Origin of the sequence: Micromonospora sp. NPDC049060, assembly GCF_040649055.1 — a bacterium.
GTDB lineage: Bacteria > Actinomycetota > Actinomycetes > Mycobacteriales > Micromonosporaceae > Micromonospora > Micromonospora reichwaldensis.
Map to the genome: position 1 here is coordinate 25,182 of NZ_JBEZEV010000021.1, position 23,530 is coordinate 48,711.

A 23,530-nucleotide genomic window follows, 5' to 3' on the forward strand; every position below is an offset into this window, starting at 1 on the left:
GCGCTGAGGAGGGCTTACTGATGGCGAACGAAGAGCAGCTTGTCGAGTACCTCCGGCGCGTGACGGCCGACCTGCACGAGACGCGGCGGAAGCTGCGTACCGCGACGGAGCGGGAGCCGATCGCCATCGTCGGCATCGGCTGCCGCTTCCCCGGCGGCGTGCGCTCCGCCGACGACCTGTGGGAGCTGGTGTCGTCCGGCGGCGACGGCATCACCGACTTCCCCACCAACCGGGGCTGGGACCTGGACGACCTGTTCGACCCGGACAGCGGCTCCGGCACCAGCTACGTGCGGCGGGGCGGCTTCATCCCGGACGCCACCGACTTCGACGCGGGCTTCTTCGGCATCAGCCCGCGCGAGGCGCTCGCCATGGACCCGCAGCAGCGGCTGATGCTGGAGACGTCGTGGGAGGCGTTCGAGCACGCCGGGATCGACCCGCACTCGCTGCGGGGCAGCCGGACCGGCGTGTTCGTCGGCGCGAACAGCGTCGAGTACCTGAACGCCATGCAGCGCGACGTGGACGCGCTGATCGGCTACACGATGACCGGGGTCGCGGGCAGCGTCGTGTCCGGCCGGGTGTCGTACGTGCTGGGGCTGGAGGGCCCCGCCGTCACCGTGGACACGGCCTGCTCGTCGTCGCTGGTGGCGGTGCACGTGGCCGCGCACGCGCTGCGCAGCGGAGACTGCGACCTCGCGCTGGCCGGCGGCACCTGCGTCATCTCCACGCCCGGCACGTTCATCGAGTTCTCCAGCCAGAAGGGGCTCGCCCCGGACGCCCGGGTCAAGGCGTTCGCCTCGGCGGCGGACGGCACCGCGTTCGGCGAGGGCGTCGGCGTACTCGTGCTGGAGAAGCTGTCGGACGCGCGCCGCAACGGGCACCGCGTCCTGGCGGTGGTACGCGGCTCGGCCGTCAACCAGGACGGCGCGTCGAACGGCCTCACCGCGCCGAACGGGCCGTCGCAGCAGCGGGTGATCCGGGCGGCGCTGGCGAACGCCGGGCTCACCACGGCCGACGTGGACGCGGTGGAGGCGCACGGCACGGGCACCACGCTGGGCGACCCGATCGAGGCCCAGTCGCTCATCGCCACCTACGGCCAGGAGCGTGACCGGCCGCTCTGGCTCGGCTCGGTGAAGTCGAACTTCGGGCACACCCAGGCCGCCGCCGGCGTCGCTGGCGTGATCAAGATGGTCATGGCGCTGCGGCACGAGGAGCTGCCCCGCACCCTGCACGTCGACAAGCCGTCGCACCACGTGGACTGGTCCGACGGCGCCGTCCAACTGCTCAGCGAGCCGGTGCGGTGGCCACGGGGCGAGAACCCGCGGCGCGCGGGCGTCTCGTCGTTCGGCATCTCGGGCACCAACGCCCACGTGCTGATCGAGGAGCCACCGGCCGCCGAGGCCCCGCAGAGCGCCCCGCCGGCCGAGGGCCCCGCCACCTGGGTGCTGTCGGCCCGGACCGAGGCGGCGCTGCGCGACCAGGCGGTCCGGCTGCGCGACCGCCTGACCGACGACCTCGGCACGCACGACGTCGCGTACGCGCTCGCCAGCACCCGCGCCCGCCTCCCGCACCGCGCCGTTCTCGTCGGGGACCGGAACGAGCTGTCCGCCGCGCTCGACGCGCTCGCCGACGGCGGCGCGGCCCGCAACCTCGTCACCGGGCTCGCCGACGCCGGCGAGCGCACCGCGTTCCTCTTCCCCGGCCAGGGCTCGCAGTGGCTGGGCATGGCCGCCGAGCTGCTGGACACCGCACCCGTCTTCGCCGAGCGGATGGCGGAGTGCGCCACCGCCGTCGACCGGCACACCGACTGGTCGCTGCTCGACGTGCTGCGCGGCGTCCCGGGCGCCGCCTCCCTGGACCGGGTCGACGTCGTCCAGCCGGCGCTGTTCGCCATGATGGTCTCGCTGGCGGCGCTGTGGCGCTCCCACGGGATCGAGCCCGCCGCCGTCGTCGGGCACTCCCAGGGCGAGATCGCCGCCGCCTGCGTGGCCGGGGCGCTCACCCTGGACGACGCCGCCCTGGTGGTGACCCGGCGCAGCCAGCTGATCGCCGTGGACCTCGCCGGGCGGGGCGGCATGGTGTCCGTGTCGGAGCCGGTCGCGAAGGTCGCCCGGCGCCTGCGGCCCGGGCTGTCGGTCGCCGCCGTGAACGGGCCGTCCACCGTGGTCGTCTCCGGCGCGCCCGAGGCGCTCGACGAGCTGCTCGCCGAGTGCGAGCGCGACGAGGTCCGCGCGCGGCGCATCGACGTCGACTACGCCTCGCACTCCGCGCACGTCGAGTCGATGCGCGACGAGCTGCTCCGGGTCCTCGCCCCCGTGCGGCCCCGCACCGGCGACGTGCCGCTCTACTCGACCGTCACCGGTGAGCTGCTCGACACCGCCGAGCTGGTCGCCGAGTACTGGTACCGCAACCTGCGGCAGACCGTCGAGTTCGAGCAGACCGTACGCGGCGTCATCGCCGACGGCATCGACTCCTTCGTCGAGGTCAGCTCGCACCCGGTGCTCGTACCCGCCGTGCAGGACCTGCTCGACGAGGCGGGCGGCGGCTCGGTCGTCGGCACGCTGCGCCGCGACGAGGGCGGCCTGCGCCGGTTCCTGCTGTCGCTGGGGCAGGCGCACACCCGGGGCGTGCAGCCGGACTGGGCCACGCTGGTCACCGCCCCGGCCCGACCGGTCGCCCTACCCACGTACGCCTTCCAGCGCCGCACCTACTGGCCCAGCGGGGCGGGCGGCCCGGTCGACGCCACCGGCCTCGGCCTCGGCTCCACCGGCCACCCGCTGCTCGGCGCGACCGTGTCGCTGGCCGGCGCGGACGGGGTGCTGCTCACCGGCCGGCTGTCGACCTCGGCGCACCCGTGGCTCGCCGACCACCGGGTGGCGGGCCGGATATTCCTGCCCGGCACGGCCTTCGTCGAGCTGGCGGTCCGCGCCGGCGACGAGGTGGGCGCCACCGAGGTCGAGGAGCTGACGCTCGAAGCGCCCCTGGTGGTGCCGGAGCGGGGCGCGGTGCAGGTCCAGCTCCGCGTCGGCGAGCCCGGCCCGGACGGCGCCCGGCGGCTGACCGTCCACTCGCGGCCCGACGGCGACGGCCCGTGGACCCGGCACGCCACCGGCACGCTGGGCACCGGAGCGTCCGGCGCCGACGACCGCGCGGCGGCCCCGGCGGGCGTCTGGCCGCCCGAGGGCGCCGAGGCCCTGGACACCGCCGAGCTGTACGACCGGTTCGCGGCGCTCGACGTGACGTACGGCCCCGCCTTCGGCGGCCTGGGGTCGGTGTGGCGGCGGGGCGACGAGCTGTTCGCCGAGGTCACCGCCCCCGAGGCGGCGAAGGTCGCGGGCTTCGGCCTGCACCCCGCGGTGCTCGACGCGGCGCTGCACCCGCTCGGCCTGGGCGTGTTCACCTCCGACGACGGTGAGGGCGGGCCCTGGCTGCCGTTCGCCTGGCACGGGGTGACCCTGCACGCCACCGGCGCCGCCCGGCTCCGGGTCACCATCCGGTCGGCGGGCCCGAACGCCGTCGCGGTGACCGTCGCCGACCACGCCGGCGCGCCGGTCGCCACGATCGACGCGCTGGCCGTGCGCCGCCTGCCCGCGAACGCGCTCGCCGACCTGACCAACCCGCGCCACCAGGCGATGCACGTCCTCGACTGGGTGCCCGTCCCGGTGGCCGACGGCGCGGCCACGGTCGCGGTCCTGGGCGGCGAGCTGCCCGGCGCCACCGCGTACGACAGCCTCGCCGCGATCGCCGAGGTCCCCGACTTCGTGGTCCTCCCGGTCACCGCCGACGGCGACGACCTGGTCGGGGCCACCTACCGGGCGGTGGAGCACGCCCTCGCCGCCGTCCATGAGTGGCTGGCCGAGGACCGGTTCGCCGCCGCCCGCCTGGTCGTGCTGACCGAGGGGGCCACCGACGCGACCCGGCCGGCGCTCGCCGCCGTGTGGGGCCTGCTGCGCTCGGCCGCGTCCGAGAACCCCGGCCGGATCGTGCTCGTCGACGTGGCGGGCGGGCAGTGGGCGCCGAACCTCGTGCCGGCGCTGCGCTCGGGCGAGCCGCAGCTCGCCCTGCGCGGCACCGAGGTCCTCGCACCCCGCATCGCGAAGGCGTCCGGGCAGCCGGGCACGCCGCCGGAGATCACCGGCACGGTCCTCGTCACGGGTGCCTCGGGCACGCTCGGCCGCCTCGTCGCCCGGCACCTCGTCGCGCGGCACGGTGTCCGTCGCCTCGTGCTCGCGGGCCGTCGCGGCATGACCGGGGACCTGCGGACGCTGCACGACGAGCTGACCGCCCAGGGCGTGGACGTGACGGTCGCCGCCTGCGACGCCGCCGACCGCGAGGCGTTGGCCGCGCTCGTCGCGGAGCACCCGCCCACGGCGGTCGTGCACACGGCCGGCGTCCTGGACGACGGGATGATCCCGTCGCTCACGCCGGAGCGGGTCGCGACCGCGCTGCGCCCCAAGGTCGACGCGCTCGTCAACCTGCACGAGCTGGCCGGCGACGTGAGCGCCTTCGTCGTCTTCTCCTCCGCCGCGGGCGTCCTCGGCGGCCCCGGCCAGGGCAACTACGCGGCGGCCAACGCCTTCGTCGACGCGTTCGCCGCGTACCGGCGCGCCCTGGGCCTGCCCGCGGTGTCGCTGGCGTGGGGCATGTGGGCGGAGCGCACCGGCCTCACCGGCGCGCTCGACGACGCCGACCTCGCCCGGATGCGGCGCTCCGGCGTGCGGCCCCTCTCCACCGAGGACGGGCTCGCGCTCTTCGACGAGGCGCTCGGCGCGCCCGAGGCCGCCCTCGTGCCGATCCACCTGGACCTCGCCGCCCTGCGGGAGCAGGCGTCCGGCGGCGTGCTGCCCCCGGTGCTGCGCGGCCTGGTCCGCACCCCGGCGCGACGCCAGGTCTCCGCCGACGCCGCGGCGGCCTCCGACCTGGTCGCGGCCCTCGCCGGTCGCGGCCCGGCCGAGCGCCGCAAGGAGCTTGTCGACATCGTCCGTACGCAGGTCGCGGTCGTGCTCGGGCACGGCGGCGCCGAGGCGGTGGGCGCGACGAAGGCGTTCAAGGAACTGGGCTTCGACTCGCTCACCGCCGTCGAGTTCCGCAACCGCCTCAACGCGGTCGTCGGCCTGCGGCTGCCCGTCACACTGGTCTTCGACTACCCGAACCCCACCGCGCTGGCCGAGCACCTGGACGCGGAACTCTTCGCCGGTGGGTCGGCCGCAGCCGTGGTCGTGGCCGCCACCGACGGCACCGACGACCCCATCGCGATCGTCGGCATGGGCTGCCGGTTCCCCGGCGGCGCCACCTCCCCGGAGAAGCTGTGGGACCTGGTCGCGGGGGGCGTCGACGCGGTGGCCGGCTTCCCGACCGACCGTGGCTGGGACATCGACAACCTCGTCGACCCGGACCCGGACAAGCCCGGCCGCACCTACTGCGGGGAGGGCGCCTTCCTGTACGACGCGGCCTGGTTCGACGCCGAGTTCTTCGGCATCTCCCGCCGCGAGGCCCTGGCCATGGACCCGCAGCAGCGGCTGTTCCTGGAGACCTCGTGGGAGGCCGTCGAGCGCGCCGGCATCGATCCCACCACCCTGCGCGGCAGCCGCACCGGCGTGTTCGCCGGCCTGATGTACCACGACTACACCGCGCACCTTCAGCACCTGCCTCCCGAGCTCGACGGCTTCATCGGCACCGGCGTCGCCGGGGGCGTGGTCTCCGGCCGGGTGTCGTACGCGCTGGGACTGGAGGGGCCGGCGGTCACCGTCGACACGGCGTGCTCGTCCTCGCTGGTCACCCTGCACCTGGCCGCCCAGTCGCTGCGCCGGGGCGAGTGCACGCTCGCCCTGGCCGGTGGCGTGACCGTGCTCGCGACGCCCAACGCGTTCATCGACTTCAGCCGCCAGCGGGCCCTCGCGCCGGACGGCCGGTGCAAGTCCTTCGCGGCCGGCGCCGACGGCACCGGCTGGGGCGAGGGCGTCGGGGTGCTGGTGCTCGAACGGCTCTCCGACGCGCGCCGCAACGGCCACCCGGTGCTCGCCGTCGTACGCAGCACCGCCGTCAACCAGGACGGCGCGAGCAACGGGATGACCGCGCCGAACGGGCCGTCCCAGCAGCGCCTGGTCAACCAGGCGCTCGCCGACGCGGGGCTGCGACCGGCCGACGTGGACGCCGTCGAGGCGCACGGCACCGGCACCACCCTCGGCGACCCGATCGAGGCCCGGTCGCTCATCGCGACGTACGGCCGCGACCGGGGCGAGCACCCGCTCTGGGTCGGCTCGATCAAGTCGAACATCGGGCACACCCAGGCCGCCGCCGGCGTCGCCGGGGTGATCAAGATGGTGGAGGCGATCCGGCACGGCCTGCTGCCGCCGACGCTGCACGTCGACGCGCCGTCGCCGCACGTGGACTGGGCGGACGGGGCCGTCCAGCTGCTGACCGCGGCGGTGCCCTGGCCGGAGACGGGACGCCCGCGCCGCGCCGGCGTCTCCTCGTTCGGCATCTCCGGCACCAACGCGCACGCGATCATCGAGCAGGCGCCCGAGCCCGTGGTGGTGGACTCGACGGCCGAGGTGCCGGTGGTGCCCCTGGTGGTGTCCGGCCGGGACCAGGCCGCGCTGCGGGACCAGGCGGCCCGGCTCGCCGCCCACCTCACCGACGCGGCGTCCGCCGTGGACGCCGGCTTCTCGCTCGCCACCACCCGTACCGCCCTGCGGCACCGGGCGGTCGTGCTCGGCCGGGACCTGGCCGAGCTGCGCGCCGGACTGGCCGCGCTGGCCCGTGGCGAGAACGCCCCCGGGCTGGTCGGCGGGGTCGCCGACACCGCCGGGGCGACCGCCGTGCTCTTCACCGGGCAGGGGTCGCAGCGGGTCGCGATGGCGGGGGAGCTGATGGGCTTCCCGGTGTTCGCGGCGGCGTTCGACGAGGTGTGCGGGGAACTTGACAGGCATCTGGAGCGGCCGTTGCGGGAGGTGCTGGGTTCCGAGGAGGTGCATCGGACGGGGTGGGCGCAGCCGGCGTTGTTCGCGGTGGAGGTGGCGCTGTTCCGGTTGTTCGAGTCGTGGGGGGTGCGGCCGGACTTCGTGGCGGGGCACTCGATCGGTGAGTTGGCGGCGGCGCACGTGGCGGAGGTCCTCACCCTGCCGGACGCCGCCCGGCTGGTGGCCGCCCGCGGCCGGCTGATGCAGGCGCTGCCGACCGGCGGCGCGATGGTGGCCGTACGCGCCACCGAGGACGAGGTCGTCCCGCTGCTCCCCGACGCCGTGGCGATCGCCGCCGTCAACGGCCCCACCTCGGTCGTGCTCTCCGGCGAGGAGGCCGCCACCCTGGCGGTCGCCGAGAAGTTGGCTGCCAGCGGCCGCAAGACCAAGCGGCTCACCGTGTCGCACGCGTTCCACTCGCTGCTGATGGAGCCCATGCTCGACGAGTTCCGCGCGGTGGCCGGGTCCGTCACCCACCACCCGCCGGCGATCCCGGTGCTCTCCACGGTCACCGGTGAGCCCGCCGAGCTGACCCCCGAGTACTGGGTGCGTCAGGTGCGGGCGACGGTCCGGTTCGCCGCGGCCGTCGAGGCGCTGGCGGCACGCGGCGTACGCACCTTCCTCGAACTGGGCCCGGACGCGGTGCTCACCGCGCTCGGCCGGGAGTGCGTGGCCGACGGCGAGTTCGTGCCCGCGCAGCGCGCCGACCGGGACGGGCCGCAGGTGGCGACCGAGGCGCTCGCCCGCCTGCACAACCGCGGCGTACCCGTCGACTGGCCGGCCTTCTTCGCCGGCGCGCGCCCGGTCGCCCTGCCCACGTACGCCTTCCAACGCACCCGCCTGTGGCCGGACCCGCCCGCCGCCGCCGCGCCCGGCGACGACTTCTGGGCCGCGGTCGAGCGCGACGACCTGGGCGCGCTGCTGGGCCTGGACGACACCGCGACCCTGAAGGACGTGGCGGTGGCGCTGTCGTCGTGGCGACGCGGGCCCGCGCCCGGCTACCAGCTGCGGTGGTCGCCGGTCACGGAGCTGCCGGTGCCCGCGCTGCGGGGCGTGTGGCTGGTGCCGACGGACGCCGACAAGATCGCCGAGGCGATGGCCCGGCACGGCGCCGACGTGCGCGTGTACCGCGACGGCACGGCGGACGAGCTGCTCGACCTGGTGCCCGAACACGTGGCCGCGGGGGTGCTGACGACGTCCGCCGGCCCCACCCCGGCCGGGCTGCTACGGGCCCTCGACGAGTCCCGCGTGGAGGCTCCCGTGTGGTGCCTGACCCGGGGCGCGGCCGCGGTCACCCCCACCGAGCGGATCACCGACCTGGACGGGGCGGCGGCGTACGGCTTCGGCCGGTCCACCGCCCTCGCCACGCCCCGGGCCTGGGGCGGGGTGGTCGACCTGCCGGAGACGCTCGACGACCGGACGCTGACCGCCCTGTGCCGGGTGCTCACCCGGGGTGCCGGCGAGGACCAGGTGGCGCTGCGCTCGGCGGGCGTCTTCGCCCGCCGGCTCGTCGCGGCCCCCGCGCCGACCGGTGAGCCGTGGCGGCCGGCGGGCCCGGTCGCGCTGCACGGCGGGCCGCTGGCGGACCGGATCGCCGCCCTGCTGGAGGCGGCGGGCGCGACGGTCACCACGGGGGACGCCGACACGGTGGTCGTCACCAGCGACGCCGACGACCCGGTCGCGACCGTCCTCGCCGCCAGCGCCGAGCGGCTCGTGCTCGTGCACACGGCCGACGAGCTGTTCGGTGTCGCCGGCGCCGCCGGGACGGCGGCCGTGTTCGACGCGATCGCCCAGCAGCGCGACGGGGCGGTGTCGATCGCGGTCGGTCCGGACGTCACCGTCGAGCAGTTCGGCGCGGCGGTGGGCACGGGCGCGGCAGGCCGGGTCGCCGCCGCCGTGGACTGGCCCTCGTTCGTGCCCGACTACACCCGGTACCGGCCGAGCCCGCTGCTGCGGGACCTGCCGGACGCGATGCGCCACGTCACCGAGGCCGCCGAGGACACGCTCGACGCCGACAGCCCCGACGCGTTGCGCCGGCTGCTCGACGGCGCCGACGAGGCCGAGACCCGCGCGGTGCTGTCCCACGTGGTACGGGCCCAGACCGCGTACACGCTCGGTCTGCCGTCGGCCGCCACGGTCGACGAGAACCAGGAGTTCCTCGACATCGGCTTCTCCTCCCTCACCGCCGTGGAACTGCGGCGCCGGCTCGAGGCCCTCACCGGGCTGGAGCTGACCGCCGCGCTCGTCTACGACCACCCGACGCCTGCCGAGGTGGTCGAGGAACTGCTCGCCCAGCGGGCCCTCGTCGCGTAGCACACCCCCCCACGACGAGGAGCGGACCTTCGTCACCCCCCTCTCGAAAGGAAGCCCTCATGAGCAAGTCCGCTCGGATGAGCACGCTGATCAAGCCGCCCAAGGTGGCGTGGAACCCGACGGAACGCCGGCTGCTGCGCGCGGCGGGCATCGCCGACCTGCGCGACGTGGCCCGCCGGGCGGTGCCCCGGATGGTGTTCGACTACTGCGACGGGGCGGCGGACAGCGAGCGCAGCCTCAGCCGCGCCCGGGAGACGTTCGCCAACATCGAGTTCCAGCCGTCGGTGCTGCGCGACGTGTCCAACCTGGACACCAGCCGGACGGTGCTCGGCAAGCGGCAGAAGCTGCCGTTCGCCCTGGCGCCGGTCGGCTTCAACCGGGTGATGCACGCCGAGGGCGAGCCGGCCGTCGCGTCGGTGGCGCAGCAGTTCGGCATCCCGTACTCGGTCTCCACTCTCGCCACCACGTCGCTGGCGGACGTCGCCGCCGCCGCGCCCGAGGGCCGGCACTGGTTCCAGCTGTACTTCGCCGAGGACCGGGCGATGGTCAAGGAACTGATCGCGCTCGCCGAGGAGGCGAAGTTCGACACCATCCTGCTGACGCTGGACACGCCGATCTCCGTGCCGCGCCGCCGCGACATCCGCAACGGCCTGACCATCCCGCCGTCGATGAGCGTCGGCACCATCGCCGAGGCGTTCCTGCACCCGGGCTGGTGGATGCGGCAGTGGCGGGCCGGCACTCCGTCCCCGCAGGTGCTCAAGGCCACCGGCGGGTCCGCCTCCGACATGATCAAACGGGTGTTCAACCCGCGGCTGTCCATCGAGGACGTCGAGTGGCTGCGCGGCGCCTGGTCGGGCAAGCTCGTCGCCAAGGGCGTGCAGAGCGTCGCGGACGCCAAACGGGTCGCGGCCGTCGGGGTCGACGGGGTGTGGCTGTCCACGCACGGCGGACGCAAGCTCGACCGGGCCCCGGTGCCCGTCGAGCTGCTGCCGGACGTCGTGGACGAGGTGGGCGACCGGGTCGAGGTGCTCGTCGACACCGGCATCACCTCGGGCGCCGACATCGTGGCGGCGATCGCCCTGGGCGCCAGCGCCGCCGTGGTCGGCCGGGCCTACCAGTACGGCCTGATGGCCGGCGGCCGGCGCGGCGTCGTACGGGCCATGGAGATCCTGAGCCGGGAGATCGAGGTCACCATGAAGCTGCTCGGGGTCTCCTCGGTGGGCGAGCTGAACCGTTCGCACGTCAGGTTCCGCTGATTCCCGCCGTTTCTCGATCTCCGGTCGGATCGATCGGGCTGTCGTATTTCGGGGCGTACGTGGAGGTTATTTGTGGCACGCATGAGCGGGAACGGTCACTGCCGTTCGTTCAACGGGGACGGGAGGATGGACATCATGGTCCGCGACGACGTCACGGGCGAACTGCTGGTCTTCCCGCACAGCGGCAGCTTCCGGGGTAGCGAGACCTTCGGCGAGCCGGAGCTGATCAGCACCGGCTTCCATCCGAACCGGAACCACGGGCTGGTCCGCCCCATCGACGTCAACGGCAACGGCTACGCCGACGTCATCGGCATCAGCATGACGCACATGAACGAGACCCACGGGATCTTCCTCTATCCGAACAGGGGCGGGCTGAACGGTCTCGACACCCTCGGCGAGCCGATCCGCATCTCCGGCGCCCGCGACGACAAGAAGTGGGAGACCCTCGGCATCGCGGACCTGGACCTGGACGGCTGCGACGACATGTTCGGCCGCGAGCAGGACGCGGGCCACGTCGACGCGTTCTTCAACAAGCGCCAGGTCACGCAGAACGAGACGTACGACCGCACCGCGCACCGCCTGGTGACCGTCGACGTCGACGACTTCCCGCTCGCGATGGCCGACTTCACCGGCACCGGCCGGGCCGACCTGCTGGTCCGGCGGGCGAACGGCGACCTCGACCTGTACGAGTTCGCGCACGACACCTCGGGCGAGGGCCCGTGGTGGCGCGGCGAGGGCCGGTGGTTCACGCTCGCCCACGGCTGGCAGAAGTACGAGATCATCGCCGTGACCGACATCGACCTCGACGGCCGCCCGGACGTGCTGGGTCTGCGCCCCGACGGCACCCTCGTCGTCCACCTGCACCACGGCACGTTCGACCCGGACCGGCCGTTCGCGACGCTGTCCGCACCGGAGGTCGTCGCGACCGGTTGGCAGAAGTACTCGGTGGTGAGCTGACGTGGGCCGGCTCGCGCCGCGACCGGGCGGGCCGCCAGGCGCGGCCCGGGAATCCGACACAGTGGACGCACGACGAGAGGGGCAGTGGTGAGCGTGAACGAGGCCGGCGACCAGGCCGGGTGGCGGTTGGTGGTGGAATCGAAGCGCTGCATCAGCTCGGGTTTCTGCGTGGGCAGCGCGCCGGACCACTTCGCGATGGACCCCGTCTCCCGGCCGCTGGCCGACGTGGTGGCGCCGTCCGACCAGGTGATCGAGGCCGCCGAATTCTGTCCCGTGGAGGCCATCTCGGTGATCGACGCACAGGACGGGACGCCGATCGCCCCGAAGCGATGACGGCGGGGCCCGCCGGGTGGAATCACGCCCGGCGGGCCGACGTCCCGCACAGGCCGCCGTAGGCGGCCTTTCTTCGTCTCCGCTGCGGCCGGGCCCGGGCGGTCAACCGGGCGGCCCGGGCCGACAGAACGCGGTCCGCCGGCCACCTCGCGGGTGACCGGCGGACCGCGTCTTCCGTAGCGCTCAGACCGTGACCGGGAGGGAGATCAGCGCCGGCACCAGCGGCGTACGCCGGACCTTGAGCGACTCCCGGGGCGCGGCGAGCTTGATGTTCGGGAACCGCATGAACAGCTCCCGGAGGGCGATGGTCGTCTCCATCCGGGCCAGCTCCGAACCCGAGCAGAAGTGCGGGCCGCCGCCGAACGCCACGTGCGCCTTGTCCTCGCGGTCGATGTCGAGCACCTGCGGATCGGGGAACCGCTTCGGGTCGTTGCCCGCCGCGGTCAGGTGCAGCAGCACCGTCTCGCCCTTGGCGATCTTCGTGCCGTCGATCTCCAGGTCCTCCGTGGCGAAGCGGCGGAAGCCGTGGTGCACGGAGCCGTTACGGCGCAGCAGCTCCTCGACGGCCACGTCGAACAGGTCCGGGTCCTTGCGGAGCCGCTCCAGCGTCTCCGGGCTGTCGAGCAGCGCCAGCGCGCCCCGGCCGATCATGCCCGCGGTGGTGTCGTACCCGCCCAGCATCGTCAGCAGGGCCAGGGCCATCACCTGGTAGACGTTGAGCTCGGGCTCGCCGTCGGCGTTCTTGGCGTGGATCCAGTACGAGAAGAGGTCCTCGCCGGGCTCCTTCGTCTTCTCCTCGCGGACCATGTTCATGAAGTGCGACATCTTCGTGCGGACCATCGCGTTGGTCTCGTTGTCGCCGCTGAACACCAGGTCCGCCCAGTGCTTCAGGTCCTTGCGGTACTCCTCGCGGATGCCGAGCACGTCGCAGACGATCGTGATCGGCAGGATGGCCGCGTAGTCCTCGACCAGGTCGCCGCCGCCGGCCGCCTCGATCGCATCCAGCCGGGCCTTGACCAGCTGGTGCACCCGGGGGCGGAAGGTCTCCAGGTTGCGGGGCAGGAAGGTGAAGTTGATCATCTTCTTGAGCCGCGTGTGCTCCGGCGGGTCGAGGGTGACGATCGTCCCGGTCGCCTCGCCCTCCGGGAAACGCTTGCTGGTGAAGTCCCCGTTGCTGTACTCGCGGGGCCGCGCGAGGCGCCTGTCGCGGAGCGCGGAGTAGACCTCGGCGTGACCGGTCACCAGCCACACGGGGCCGTGGTCGGGCAGGCAGGTGCGGTGTACGGCACCCTTTTCGTGCAGTGACGCGTAGACCTCGTACGCCGCGTACGGGCTAGCGAAGTAGTCGTCGTCCATCACCATCTGATGCCCGTGCGCCGGGCACTTGTTCGCCATGTCGTCCTCGCTGTGGTCTGAGCAGGAATCGCCGTCGGCCTCCGGTGCGCCAGGCGTCACGGACCGCGCGCTCCTGATGTTGCCCGCAGACGGTCCACCCTCGGGTAATCGTGGAGGCGATCGTGGCTGGTGCGGAGTGGATCGGTGGGTTAGTGGGTGAGTGCGGGGATTTGGATTTTGGCGTCGTGTTCGAGGATGCGTTGTTGGAGTTCTTGGAGGCTGCGGCCGGGTTCGAGGCCGAGGCCGTCGACGAGGGCTTCGCGGGTGCGTCGGTAGACGCGGAGGGCGTCGACTTGGCGGCCGCTGCGGTAGAGGGCGAGCATGAATTGGTGGCAGAGGCGTTCGCGCATGGGTTCGGTGGCGGTGAGGATTTCGAGTTCGGGGGTGATTTCGCGGTGTCGGCCGCAGGCGAGTTCGGCGTCGAGGCGGTCTTCGAGTGCGGAGAGTCGTTCGTCTTCGATGGCGGCGAGTTCTGACCAGCAGGTGCCGGTTTCGACGAGGTCGGCGAGGGCGCGTCCGCGCCAGAGGGTGAGGGCTTCGGTGAGGAGTTGGGCGGCGCGGGTGGGGTTGTTGGTGGTGGTGGCGTGGCGGCCTTCGCGGACGAGTCTGCGGAAGCGGTAGAGGTCGATGGTTTCGGTGTCGATGCGGAGTTGGTAGCCGGGTGGGTGGGTGCGGAGGGTGGGGTTGGTGGTGGGGTCGGTGTTGTGGGTGAGCATGCGGCGGATGCCGGAGACGGCGTTCTGGACCATTTTGCGGGCGGTGGGGGGTGGGTTGCCGTCCCACATGGCGTGGAGGATTTGGCTGGTGGCGACGACTTTGTTGGCGTTGAGGAGGAGGTAGCCGAGGATTGCGCGTTGGCGGATTCCGCCGAGTTCGAGGTGGTGGCCGTTGTTGGTGACTTCGGTGCTGCCGAGTACGGAGAAGCGCATGGGTGTGCTCCGGTGGTTCGGTGAGGGGGTGGGGTGGGTTTTGAGTTTCCCATCGGTGGTCATTGGGGAGGCACCCCTAGGGCACCCCGCAGGAGGTGTGGGTGCATGGTGGGTGTCATTGGGTTGGCAGTGTGGAGTTGCTGGTCAGGCATTGTCGGGTGGTGGTGGGGCATGAGTCCGTCATCCGGGTCCGATGAACGGCGCACACACGGTGCGGGAACGGCGCCCGCGCACCGGTGCGGATCGGTAACGGCGCGGACCGGGACGCGTTCTCTCCCCGTCGCCTCCCCGCCTGCCCGGCGCGACCGTTCCCCAGATCCGGGCGCGGAGAGAACCGGCGTTCCACGGCACGGCCGCGCCCCGGCAGGCGCGACGATTCCGCGCAACGCATTGACGGGAGTCGCCGGCCGGTGAATGTGCCGGGGCGGGCGACCCGGGGGCGCGGAATGGTCGACCCTCGCGCCGGGAGGCGAATGGCGGCCTCGTGGCGGCACGCACCGATCGGTCAGGTGCGAATGGTGCCACGACCGACCGCGGGGCTCGACACCGCGGTCGGGGATTCGGGCCGGTCGGGACGCGCGGCGCCGGACGGGGCCTGCGCGGCGGGTGTCGTCGCCGGCGGGCGGCGTCCGCCGGGCGCGCCCCGGACGCGGTGGTGGGGCCACCGCACGCGGACGCGGTGGTGCGGCTGCCGCGTTCCGGCGCCGGTCACCACCGCGTCCCACGGTCCGTCGTCGGCGAGCTGGTCCCTGCGTACGGGCCAGCTCGCCGAACTGCGTCGGGCCGTCAGTTGCCGCTGTCGAGCACGTTTCCGTCCTGCGGGCGCAGGGCCCGGGAGCGCCGGAAGTCGCGGTGCACGAAGATCCGCTGGAGCCACCGGTCGTAGCCGTCGTAGCGGGGCGTGAACTCGGTCCGGCCGTGCAGGGCCAGCCGGTTGTCGACGAACGCGAGGTCGCCGGGCTCCAGGATGAACGTCCGGCGGACGGTGCGCAGCGCGTCGCCGAGCATCGACAGCGCCTGCGTGGCCTCCGGGTCGAGGGGGAACGAACTCTGGAAGTCGACCTGGACGTCCGGGTCCTCGGGGCTGCCGCTGAGGATGCCGTGCGGTTCCGGCGCGCTGCGCAGGTCGCCGAACGACGCCGGCGGCTCGGTGACGAACCGTGGCTCGTGCAGCACCCTGCGGACCTGCTCGGACAGCAGGGGCAGCGCGTTGCGGATCGACGTCACCTGCAACCCGGCCACGTTGTCGTGGTCGTTGCGCAGGCAGTGCAGCCCGACGTAGTCCGGGCGGTAGACGTGGAAGGCGTTCTCCACGTGCATGGACAGCGTCACCGAGCCCGCGTTGCCCTGGAACTTCTCCATGCCCGGCACCGGCACGACGTCCTGCACCAGCGCGCCGCTCTTCTCCTCCTTGAAGGCGATGAGCTCACCGAGTTGCAGCCCGAGCAGCACCTGCGCGGCGGCGGGCACGGTGGACTCGCGCTGCGCCGAGCCGGCCACCGTGGGCGTGCACGGCAGCTCGTCGGCGTCCACGGGCAGGTTCCGCACCAGCAGCACGGCGTCGGGCCCGGGATCCCAGGCGAAGCGCCGCACCATCTGGCGCAGGCGTACGGGCAGGTTGCTGGAGAGTTCGCGGGCCGTTTCGAGCCAGGCGGCCGAGTCCACCAGGCGCGGCGGTCGGCCCGCCAGGTAGCGGGCGATCGTGTCGACCTCGATGTTCTCCTCGCGGGTCAGGACGATCGAACGGTCTGTACTGCGTGTGGGCTGGACGTCGACGGTCACGCCGAGCCTCCTCTGCTGAGGTCCGAGACGGTGTGGGGGTGGAGCGATCGGTCAGTCGTCGTCCTCGTCGTCGTCCCAGAACGCGTCCTGCAGGTGCTCCGCGAGCTGCCGTGGCGTCGGGTTGGCGAACAGGTCGGCGAGCTGTACCGGCATCGACAGTTCGGTCCGCACCCGCTGCACGAGCTGGGCGCCCAGCAGCGAGTGGCCACCGCTGGCGAAGAAGTTCGAGTCCGCGTGCAGGCCCGGCCGGTCGAGCATCTCGGTCCAGATCCCGACCAGGGCGGCGGTCGTCTCGTCCGGCGGGTCGACCTCGGCCGCCGCCCGCGCCGCCGCGAGCGCGACGAGGGCCGCGCGGTCCACGGTGCCCGCCACGGTGACCGGCAACTGGTTCAGCACGACCAGGTCGGGCGTGAGCGGCAGGGCGGCACGGGCGTGCTCGCGCAGCCGCTCCGTCACGTCGGGCTTGCGGGACTCGACGAACGCGACGACCGTGCCGTCCTGCGCGTCGCCTGTGAACCCGACGGCGGCGACCGCCTCCACGTCCGGGTGGGCGGCGAGGACGGACTCGATGTCGCGGAGGTGGATCCGCTGGCCGGCGACGCGTACGTGGGCCGACAGGGGGCCGACGACGTCGATCCGGCCGTCCGGCAGCAGTCGCGCGAGGTCCCCGGTGCGGTGGAACCGTCCGTGCGTGGGGTGCTCGCCGAACCGGGCGGCGGTCAGCTCCGGCCGGCCGTGGTAGCCGGCGGCCAGCGTGTCGCCCGCGACGCACAGCTCCCCGCGTACGCCGATGCCCAGCTCGTGATCGGTGCCGGGCTCGGTGACGAACACGCGGGTCGCCGGGAGGACGCCGGTGCCGTCCCGTCCGCCGTCGAGCGCGGCGTACCCGGCCACGCCGGGCGTGGTGTAGCCGTGGTACGGCGTGCCGCCGGTGGCGCGCAGCTGCGCGGTGAGCGGGCGGGGGAGCGGTTCGTGGGCCACCAGGACGGCGCGGCCCGCGAGCCGGTCACCCGCGTGCTCGACCACCTGGCGCCACACCGCCGGCGGCGCCTGCACCACGGTCACCTCGTGCCGCTGGACCAGCTCGCCGAGTGCGTGGCCGTCGGCGCGGGCCTGGTCGGGAGCGACGACGACCCGGCCGCCGGTGGTCAGCGCGACCAGCAGCTCCGTCAGCGCCGCCTCGGTGGCGGCGCTGCCCAGCCAGGCGGTGACGGCCGGCCCGGTGGCGGCGACCCGCTCGGCGAGCCGCGCTACGGCGCAGGCCAGCGCCCGGTGGGTGACGGTCACCGCGAGCGGGGCGGGCGCGTCGAGGTCGTACTCCAGGTAGGCCACCGCGTCGAGGTCGACACCGGACGGCGCGTCGGTGCGGACCGCGTCGGCGGCGGCGGGGACGGCGGGGATGCGTACCGCGCCGGGCACGGGGAGGCCCTCGGCCGCCAGCACCGGGGCGGCACCCGAGTCGGCCAGCCGCGCGGCGAGGTCGGGGATCGGCTGCGTCGGATCGAGCAGGACGCAGCGCCTGCCCGCCAGCCACACGCCGAGCCACGCGGCGGCCAGCTCCGCGCCGCGCGGCGCCAGCACGGCGACCGTGCTCCCGTCCGAGTCCGCGACCAGGTCCCGGGTGGCGAGCGCCGCCGACCACAGCCGGCCGTACGACACGTCGTGGGTGCCGTCCTGCATCGCGACGAGGTCCGGGCTCGCGGCGACCGTCGCGTGCACGGCGTCCAGCACGGACGCCGTGGTGGCCGCCTCCGGCGGCGACGCCGGCAGGGCGAGGTCGTCCGCGCCCCGGCGGGACAGCTGCGCCACCGGCCGGTCCAGGTCGTCGCCCAGCCGCACGAGCAGCGCGTCGTACCGTTGCAGCAGCAGCCCGACGTCGGCGGCGTCGAAGGCGTCGACGCAGAACGCCGCGCGGACGGTGGTCGCGTCCTCGCCCGGCATGATGAAGAACTCGAGGTCGAAGCGGCTGTAGCCGTTCTCCACCATGACGTGGCGCACCGGCATCCCGGTCAGGGTGGCGGAGGCGTCGACGGTGCCGGGCACGTAGTTGAACAGGTGCCGGAAGAACGAGCTGCGCCACGAGGACGGCGCGTCGCCGAGCACGGCGGGGGAGACGTGCTCCAGCGGTACGTCGGCGTGGCTGATCGCCTCCAGGAAGGTGCTGCGCGTCTGCTTGACGACGGCGCGGAAGTCGGCGTCCGGGTCGACCCGCACCCGCAGCGGCACCAGGTTCGCGTGGTAGCCGATGGCGTTCATGCTGCGCTGGTCGCGCACGTTCACCGGGGTGCCGATGACCACGTCGGAGCCTGCGCCGTGCTGGGCGAGCAGCACCGAGTACGCCGCGAGCAGCACGACGGCCTCGGAGGCGCGCAGTTCGCGCTGGAAGCGGCGCACCACGGCGCGGGCCGGCGCGGAGAGTTCGTGGTGGACGGTGCGGGCGCGCAGGGACGGCGCCCCGACGGGCGGCAGGGCGCACCACAGGCCCGCCTCGGCGGCCCGCAGCCCGTCGAGGTTCTTGCGCCAGTACGCGACGCTGCGCTCGTTCGGCGCGCGTTCCGCGAGCGCGGCCAGCGGGGCGTCGTCGGGCCGGCCGCCCGCCGCGAGCGCCTCGTAGCCGGCGAGCAGCTCGCGGAGCAGGATCGTGGTCGACATGGCGTCGAAGTTCAGGTGGTGCACGACGACACAGCACACGTCGGCGTCCGCGCCCGCGCGGATCCCGGCCCGCAGCAGGGGGCGGCCGTCGATCTCGAAGGGCTCGGCGGCGAACGCGGTCAGGTCGGCGTCCATCCCGTCGTCGCCGGCCGGGATGTCCGCCACGGGCACGTCGAGCTGGTCGGCGGCGAGCACCTCCCGGGTCAGCGTCGCGTCGTCGGAACGGAACACGGTGCGCAACACCTCGTGCCGGGCCAGCACCGCCCGCAGCGCCGCCGTGAACAGCCCGCGGTCGATCCGGCCGGCCACCTCGAAGGCGACCGCCACGTTGTTGACCCCGGTGTCCGGCACCAGCCGCTCGAGCAGCCACATGGCTGCTTCCTTCCTGCTGGCCGCGATGCTCATGCTCACTCGTCCCCTCGGTCGGTGTCGGCGCAGACCTCGGCGAGCCGCGCCACGGTCCGGTTTTCCAGCACGTCGCGCAGCGACAGGGTGAGCCCTCGCCGGCGTGCCTCGTTGACCAGTTGGGCGGCGCCGAGGCTGGTGCCGCCCCGGACGAAGAAGTCGTCGTCGACGCCGATCGAGGAGACGGCCGTGTAGGTGGCGAAGAGCTCGCAGAGCAGCGCCTGCAACTCGTCGGCCGGTGCCCGCCCGCCCGGGGTCGCCGCGGCCTCCGGCGCCGGCAGGGCCGCCGTGTCGAGCTTGCGGTTCACGGTCAGCGGCAGCGCCGGGAGGCTCACCACGGCGCTCGGCACCATGTACTCCGGCAGCGTCTCGGCGAGGTCCTTGCGCAGCTGCTGCGCGTCGATCCTCGCGCCCTCCCCGGGCACGACGTACGCGACGAGCTGCTTGACCTCCGGCGTGTCGGTACGGATCACCGCCGCCGCGTGCCGCACCTCGGGACGGCGCAGCAGTGCCGCCTCGATCTCGCCCAGCTCGATGCGGTAGCCGCGGATCTTGGCCTGGTTGTCGACCCGCCCGCAGAACTCGTACTCGCCGTCCTCCGTGGGCCGGACCCGGTCGCCGGAGCGGTACATGCGCGAGCCGGGCGGGCCGAACGGGTCGGGCAGGAACCGCTCGGCGGTCAGGCCCGGCCGGTGCAGGTAACCCCGGGCGAGCTGGCCGCCCGCGATGTGCAGTTCGCCGATCTCGCCGGTCGGCACCGGGCGCAGCTCGTCGTCCAGCACGTGGTAGCGCACGTCGGGCATGGGCTGGCCGATGGGCAGCGGCCCCGGCGGCACCGGCTGGTCGGGCTCGATGACCACGGTGCTGCACCCGACGGTCGTCTCCGTCGGGCCGTACTCGTTGACCACCCGCGCGCCGGGGTGCCGGCGGCGCCAGGCGTCGATGGTCTCGCCGAGCAGCAGTTCGCCGCCGGCCATCAGCTCCCCGGTCGGGGACGCCTGGGCCGGCAGCGCGGTGAGCAGCGGGATGTGCGACGGCGTCACCTTGACGAAGGTGGGCCGCTGTTGCCCGGCCGGTCCGGCGGCGGGCGTGCCCATCTCCTCCAGGGCGCCGATGTGCACGCAGCCGCCCGTCATCAGCGGCGCGTAGAACGCGGTGACCGTCAGGTCGAACGCGAACGAGGAGTGCAGCAGCGCCCGGCCGCGTACACCCGGGTAGGACCGCACGACGTGGCGCAGGTACGTGCCGAGCTGGCGGTGCTCGATCACCACGCCCTTCGGGCTGCCGGTGGAGCCGGAGGTGTAGATGACGTACGCGACGTTGGCGGGCCGCAGCGGGGCGAGCCGGTCGGCGTCGGTGACGTCGGTGTCCGGCTGGCCGGCGTACGCGTCCGGGTCGTCGAGCAGGACCCGCGGCAGGTCGGCCGTCGGCACCGCGTGCTGGTCGTCGCCGGTGGTCAGCAGCAGCATCGGCCGCGCGTCGGTGAGCATGTGCTCCAGCCGCTGCGCCGGGTAGCTGAGGTCCAGCGGCAGGTAGGCCGCCCCGGCCTTGAGGGTGGCGAGGGCGGCGACCACCAGGTGCGCCGAGCGGATCCCGATCGCCACGAGCCGCTCCGGGCCCGCGCCGAGCGACACCAGCCGGTGCGCGAGGCGGTTCGCCTCGGCGTCCAGCTCGGCGTACGTCCTGCGGTGCTCGCCCCACACGACGGCGATGGCGTCCGGGGTGCGCCGCACCTGTTCGGCGAACAGGTCGGTGAAGAGCGCGGGCTCGCCGCCCGCCGGGCCCGGTGCCACCGCGCTACCCCGCGATCCGCTGACCGGCGTCCGCACCGGTCATCAGGCCGGAGACCGTCGCGGCGACGTCGGGGTGGCGCAGCATCTGGTCGTGGTCGACGGCGAGCGGGATGGTGCGCCCGAAGCCCTGCCCGCGCTGGGTCGAGTGCGCGGAGGTGATCGCCGTCGCCGTCGCCCACTGCGGGGCGGGGTCGATCTCCGTCGCCGCCCGAAGGTAGCCGACGAACGAGGCGAAGCTGCCGCCCAGTTCGGCCCGGACGTCGTCGTCCAGGCCGAGCCGGCGGCCCGCCACGTCGATCGCGTCGGAGAAGATCCCGGCGAGCGCGGGACCGATGAGGGTGAGGTCCTCGAGCCCGTGCTTCTCCTGCACCGCCTGGCCGTCGGCGTGGAACGCGGCGATCTCCTCGGGGGTGAGGATGGTCTTCAGCGCGTCCGCGGCGGCGTGGAAGTCCCGGTACAGCCCGACGATGTTCGGCAGCTCCGGGTCCAGCAGGACCAACCTGGGCGCCTCGTCCTGCGACTCGGCCAGCCGGGACGCGAGGGGGGCGGCGAACACCGCGCCCACGCAGTAGCCGATCACGGTGTCGACGGTGCGTTCCCGCCGGCGTACGCCCTTCGCCCACCGCTCGACGTAGTCGGCGCCGGACATGGTGTCCTCGGCGCCGGAGGCGGGTGCCACGGTCTCCCAGATCTCGCCGGGCGCGCTCAACAGGGGCACCAGGTCGCGGAAGCACGCCTGGGTGCGGCCGGTGCTGGTGAAGTCGACGGTGAGCGTGAGGCCGCCCGGCCCGCCCTTGCGCAGTATCTGCCAGGAGTTCTTCTTCACGATGGGATCCCTCGTCGTAGCGGTGCGTACGTTCGTCGTTCAGGGGTGCGGCCCGTGCGCTCCCGGTCGCGGGCGCTCAGACGCGGGCGCTGTCCTTCAGGTACCGCAGGATCACGGCGCCGCCGAGCACGACGGTCCAGCCCGCGAGCACCACGGCGGCGAGCCCGAGCCGGGCGGTGTCCTCGAACGGGCCGTGCCCGATCTCGGCCAGCCAGTGGCTCGGCATGATCGCGGACGCCGTCTGCATCCAGTCGGGGAACGCGACCGACGGGATCAGCGCGCCGCCGAGCACGCCGAGCAGCATGTGCGAGACGGAGGTGAGGACCTGCACGCTCTCGGCCGTGGCGACCTGGCCGATGAAGACGCCCAGCAGCGCGAACGGCAGCGTGCCGAGCCACACCCCGAGCACCAGTTGGAGCCAGCCGCCCACCGGCAGCCGGACGCCCTGCAACAGCGCGCCGGTGAGCGCCACCGCCGCGATCGCCGGCAGCGCCACCACCATCGCCGCGGCCAGCTTCGCCGCCAGGTAGGAGGTCGGGGACAGGGGGGTGATGCGCAGTTGGCGCTGCCATCCGGTGGACCGCTCGATCGCCACCCTCGTGCCGACGTTCAGCGCGACGAAGATCGCCCCGAAGGCGGCGAGACTGCCGAGCAGGTGCTCACTGAAGTTGATGCCGGCGCCTCCGCCCGGCCCACCGCGGGCCAGGTTGGCCTGCATCATGTCGAACAGGTTGGCCTGCATCAGGTAGAGCAGCGTCGGGAACAGGAACGCGACGATCCAGAACTTGCGGGCGCGGATCACCCGCTTCACTTCGAGCTTGAGGAAACCGGTGCTCATCAGGCGGCCCCGCCCTTCGTCGCGGTGAGGGCCAGGAACGCCTGTTCCAGGCCGAGGGCACCGATCTCGACGTCGTACGCCTGGGGAAAGCGCGCGAACAACTCGCGGGCGGTGGCGTCGGAGTCGGAACTGACGATCTCGACGCGCTGGCCCCGGGCCTCGGCGGTCATCACGCCGGGCAGCAGGCGCAGCTGCTCGACCGTCGCGTCCGGGACGGTGGCCGACAGCGAGCGGCCCGCCACCACGGAGCGGATCTCCGTGACCGTGCCGTCGGCGATGATCTTCCCGGCCTGTACGAGCACCACCCGGTCGGCGAACTCCTCTGCCTCCTCCATGTAGTGGGAGGCGAACACCACGGTGCGCCCGGAGTCGGTGAACTCCCGCATGGCGGCCCAGAACACGTGGCGGGACTCGACGTCCATCGCCACCGTCGGCTCGTCCAGCACCAGCAGCTTCGGGTCGGACACGAGGGTCATGGCCAGCCGCAGCCGCTGGCGCTGACCGCCGGAGAGCCGGCTGCGGCGGTCGGCGACGTCGGTCAGGTCGGTGCGGCGCAGCACCTCGGCGATCGGCAACGGGGCGGTGTGCAGCGACGCCACCACCGTGAGCAGCTCGCGGATCGACACGTCGTCGAGCAGCGCGCCGTCCTGGAGGGTCGCCCCGATGACGCCCCGGGTGATGGCCTCCCGGGGGGTGTGCCCGAAGACGCGGATCTCGCCACGGTCGGGGCGGGTGAGCCCCAGGATCATGTCGACGAGCGTGGACTTGCCCGCGCCGTTGGGCCCGAGCAACGCGACCACCTCGCCGGGAGCGATCCGCAGGTCGATGCCGTTGACGGCACGCACGTCGCCGTAGCTCTTGTGCACGTCCGCCACGTCGATCGCCTGTGGGTCCACCGCACCGAGCGTGGGTGTGGCCACGAGGTTCGCGATTGCGTTGCTCATTGATTTCCCCATTTAGATCGGTGCGGGTATGCGAATAGTATTTAGCAGCGCCAGGGAACGGGAGCCAGAAATTCCGGGGCCGCCGCCGCGAGAATTGGCGTCCGAGGTGCCTTATTCCGGGGTGGTGAGGGGTGACCGTAGGGGTTAC

12 protein-coding genes are annotated in these 23,530 nt (G+C 73.7%); 4 read left to right on the forward strand and 8 right to left on the reverse strand.

The features are described from left to right. Nucleotides 1-20: 20 nt before the first annotated feature. The 4 genes from AB0B83_RS11460 to AB0B83_RS11475 all read left to right on the forward strand — a co-directional run bounded on the left by AB0B83_RS11460 (nucleotide 21) and on the right by AB0B83_RS11475 (nucleotide 11,818). The gene (locus AB0B83_RS11460) at nucleotides 21-9,272 is read left to right on the forward strand and encodes an SDR family NAD(P)-dependent oxidoreductase (protein ID WP_357578075.1); all 9,252 of its coding nucleotides are present in this window, start codon (nucleotides 21-23) and stop codon (nucleotides 9,270-9,272) included. 59 nt (nucleotides 9,273-9,331) lie between these two features. Then, the gene (locus AB0B83_RS11465) at nucleotides 9,332-10,528 is read left to right on the forward strand and encodes an alpha-hydroxy acid oxidase (protein WP_357578076.1); all 1,197 of its coding nucleotides are present in this window, start codon (nucleotides 9,332-9,334) and stop codon (nucleotides 10,526-10,528) included. 81 nt (nucleotides 10,529-10,609) lie between these two features. Continuing rightward, complete coding sequence (locus AB0B83_RS11470; RefSeq protein WP_357578077.1) at nucleotides 10,610-11,485, forward strand: VCBS repeat-containing protein; 876 nt, start codon at nucleotides 10,610-10,612, stop codon at nucleotides 11,483-11,485. Between the two features lie 93 nt (nucleotides 11,486-11,578). Then, nucleotides 11,579-11,818 carry a ferredoxin gene (locus AB0B83_RS11475; protein WP_357578078.1) on the forward strand — a complete coding sequence of 80 codons (240 nt, stop codon included), beginning with the start codon at nucleotides 11,579-11,581 and terminating at the stop codon, nucleotides 11,816-11,818. A 183-nt stretch (nucleotides 11,819-12,001) separates the two neighbouring features. Here AB0B83_RS11475 and AB0B83_RS11480 read toward each other — a convergent pair whose 3' ends face one another. From AB0B83_RS11480 to AB0B83_RS11515, 8 genes are all read right to left on the reverse strand, one after another. Next, nucleotides 12,002-13,213 carry a cytochrome P450 gene (locus AB0B83_RS11480; RefSeq protein WP_357578079.1) on the reverse strand — a complete coding sequence of 404 codons (1,212 nt, stop codon included), beginning with the start codon at nucleotides 13,211-13,213 and terminating at the stop codon, nucleotides 12,002-12,004. Between the two features lie 149 nt (nucleotides 13,214-13,362). Continuing rightward, a complete protein-coding gene (locus AB0B83_RS11485) occupies nucleotides 13,363-14,142 on the reverse strand; it encodes an AfsR/SARP family transcriptional regulator (protein WP_311414996.1) in 780 nt (259 codons plus the stop codon). A gap of 786 nt (nucleotides 14,143-14,928) precedes the next feature. Next, complete coding sequence (locus tag AB0B83_RS11490) at nucleotides 14,929-15,924, reverse strand: TauD/TfdA family dioxygenase (RefSeq protein ID WP_357578080.1); 996 nt, start codon at nucleotides 15,922-15,924, stop codon at nucleotides 14,929-14,931. 51 nt (nucleotides 15,925-15,975) lie between these two features. Continuing rightward, nucleotides 15,976-18,981 carry a condensation domain-containing protein gene (locus AB0B83_RS11495; RefSeq protein WP_357578081.1) on the reverse strand — a complete coding sequence of 1,002 codons (3,006 nt, stop codon included), beginning with the start codon at nucleotides 18,979-18,981 and terminating at the stop codon, nucleotides 15,976-15,978. Between the two features lie 2 nt (nucleotides 18,982-18,983). After that, on the reverse strand, nucleotides 18,984-20,774 hold the full coding sequence (locus AB0B83_RS11500) for a non-ribosomal peptide synthetase (protein WP_357578082.1): 1,791 nt from the start codon (nucleotides 20,772-20,774) through the stop codon (nucleotides 18,984-18,986). Nucleotides 20,775-20,778: 4 nt separating this feature from the next. Continuing rightward, the gene (locus tag AB0B83_RS11505; protein ID WP_357578083.1) at nucleotides 20,779-21,600 is read right to left on the reverse strand and encodes a hypothetical protein; all 822 of its coding nucleotides are present in this window, start codon (nucleotides 21,598-21,600) and stop codon (nucleotides 20,779-20,781) included. 76 nt (nucleotides 21,601-21,676) lie between these two features. Further along, on the reverse strand, nucleotides 21,677-22,438 hold the full coding sequence (locus AB0B83_RS11510) for an ABC transporter permease (RefSeq protein WP_357578084.1): 762 nt from the start codon (nucleotides 22,436-22,438) through the stop codon (nucleotides 21,677-21,679). Continuing rightward, nucleotides 22,438-23,382: an ABC transporter ATP-binding protein gene (locus AB0B83_RS11515; protein WP_311414529.1), complete on the reverse strand. Its 945-nt coding sequence runs from the start codon at nucleotides 23,380-23,382 to the stop codon at nucleotides 22,438-22,440. Before AB0B83_RS11515 ends, AB0B83_RS11510 begins: the two co-directional genes overlap by 1 nt. Nucleotides 23,383-23,530: the final 148 nt, after the last annotated feature.

Bases quoted from the DNA above. Each gene is read 5' to 3' on its own strand.
- AB0B83_RS11480 (WP_357578079.1), bottom strand. From the start codon at position 13,213: ATGGCGAACAAGTGCCCGGCGCACGGGCATCAGATGGTGATGGACGAC.
- AB0B83_RS11515 (WP_311414529.1), bottom strand. From the start codon at position 23,382: ATGAGCAACGCAATCGCGAACCTCGTGGCCACACCCACGCTCGGTGCG.
- AB0B83_RS11495 (WP_357578081.1), bottom strand. From the start codon at position 18,981: ATGAGCATCGCGGCCAGCAGGAAGGAAGCAGCCATGTGGCTGCTCGAG.
- AB0B83_RS11510 (WP_357578084.1), bottom strand. From the start codon at position 22,438: ATGAGCACCGGTTTCCTCAAGCTCGAAGTGAAGCGGGTGATCCGCGCC.
- AB0B83_RS11460 (WP_357578075.1), top strand. From the start codon at position 21: ATGGCGAACGAAGAGCAGCTTGTCGAGTACCTCCGGCGCGTGACGGCC.
- AB0B83_RS11485 (WP_311414996.1), bottom strand. From the start codon at position 14,142: ATGCGCTTCTCCGTACTCGGCAGCACCGAAGTCACCAACAACGGCCAC.
- AB0B83_RS11470 (WP_357578077.1), top strand. From the start codon at position 10,610: ATGAGCGGGAACGGTCACTGCCGTTCGTTCAACGGGGACGGGAGGATG.
- AB0B83_RS11465 (WP_357578076.1), top strand. From the start codon at position 9,332: ATGAGCAAGTCCGCTCGGATGAGCACGCTGATCAAGCCGCCCAAGGTG.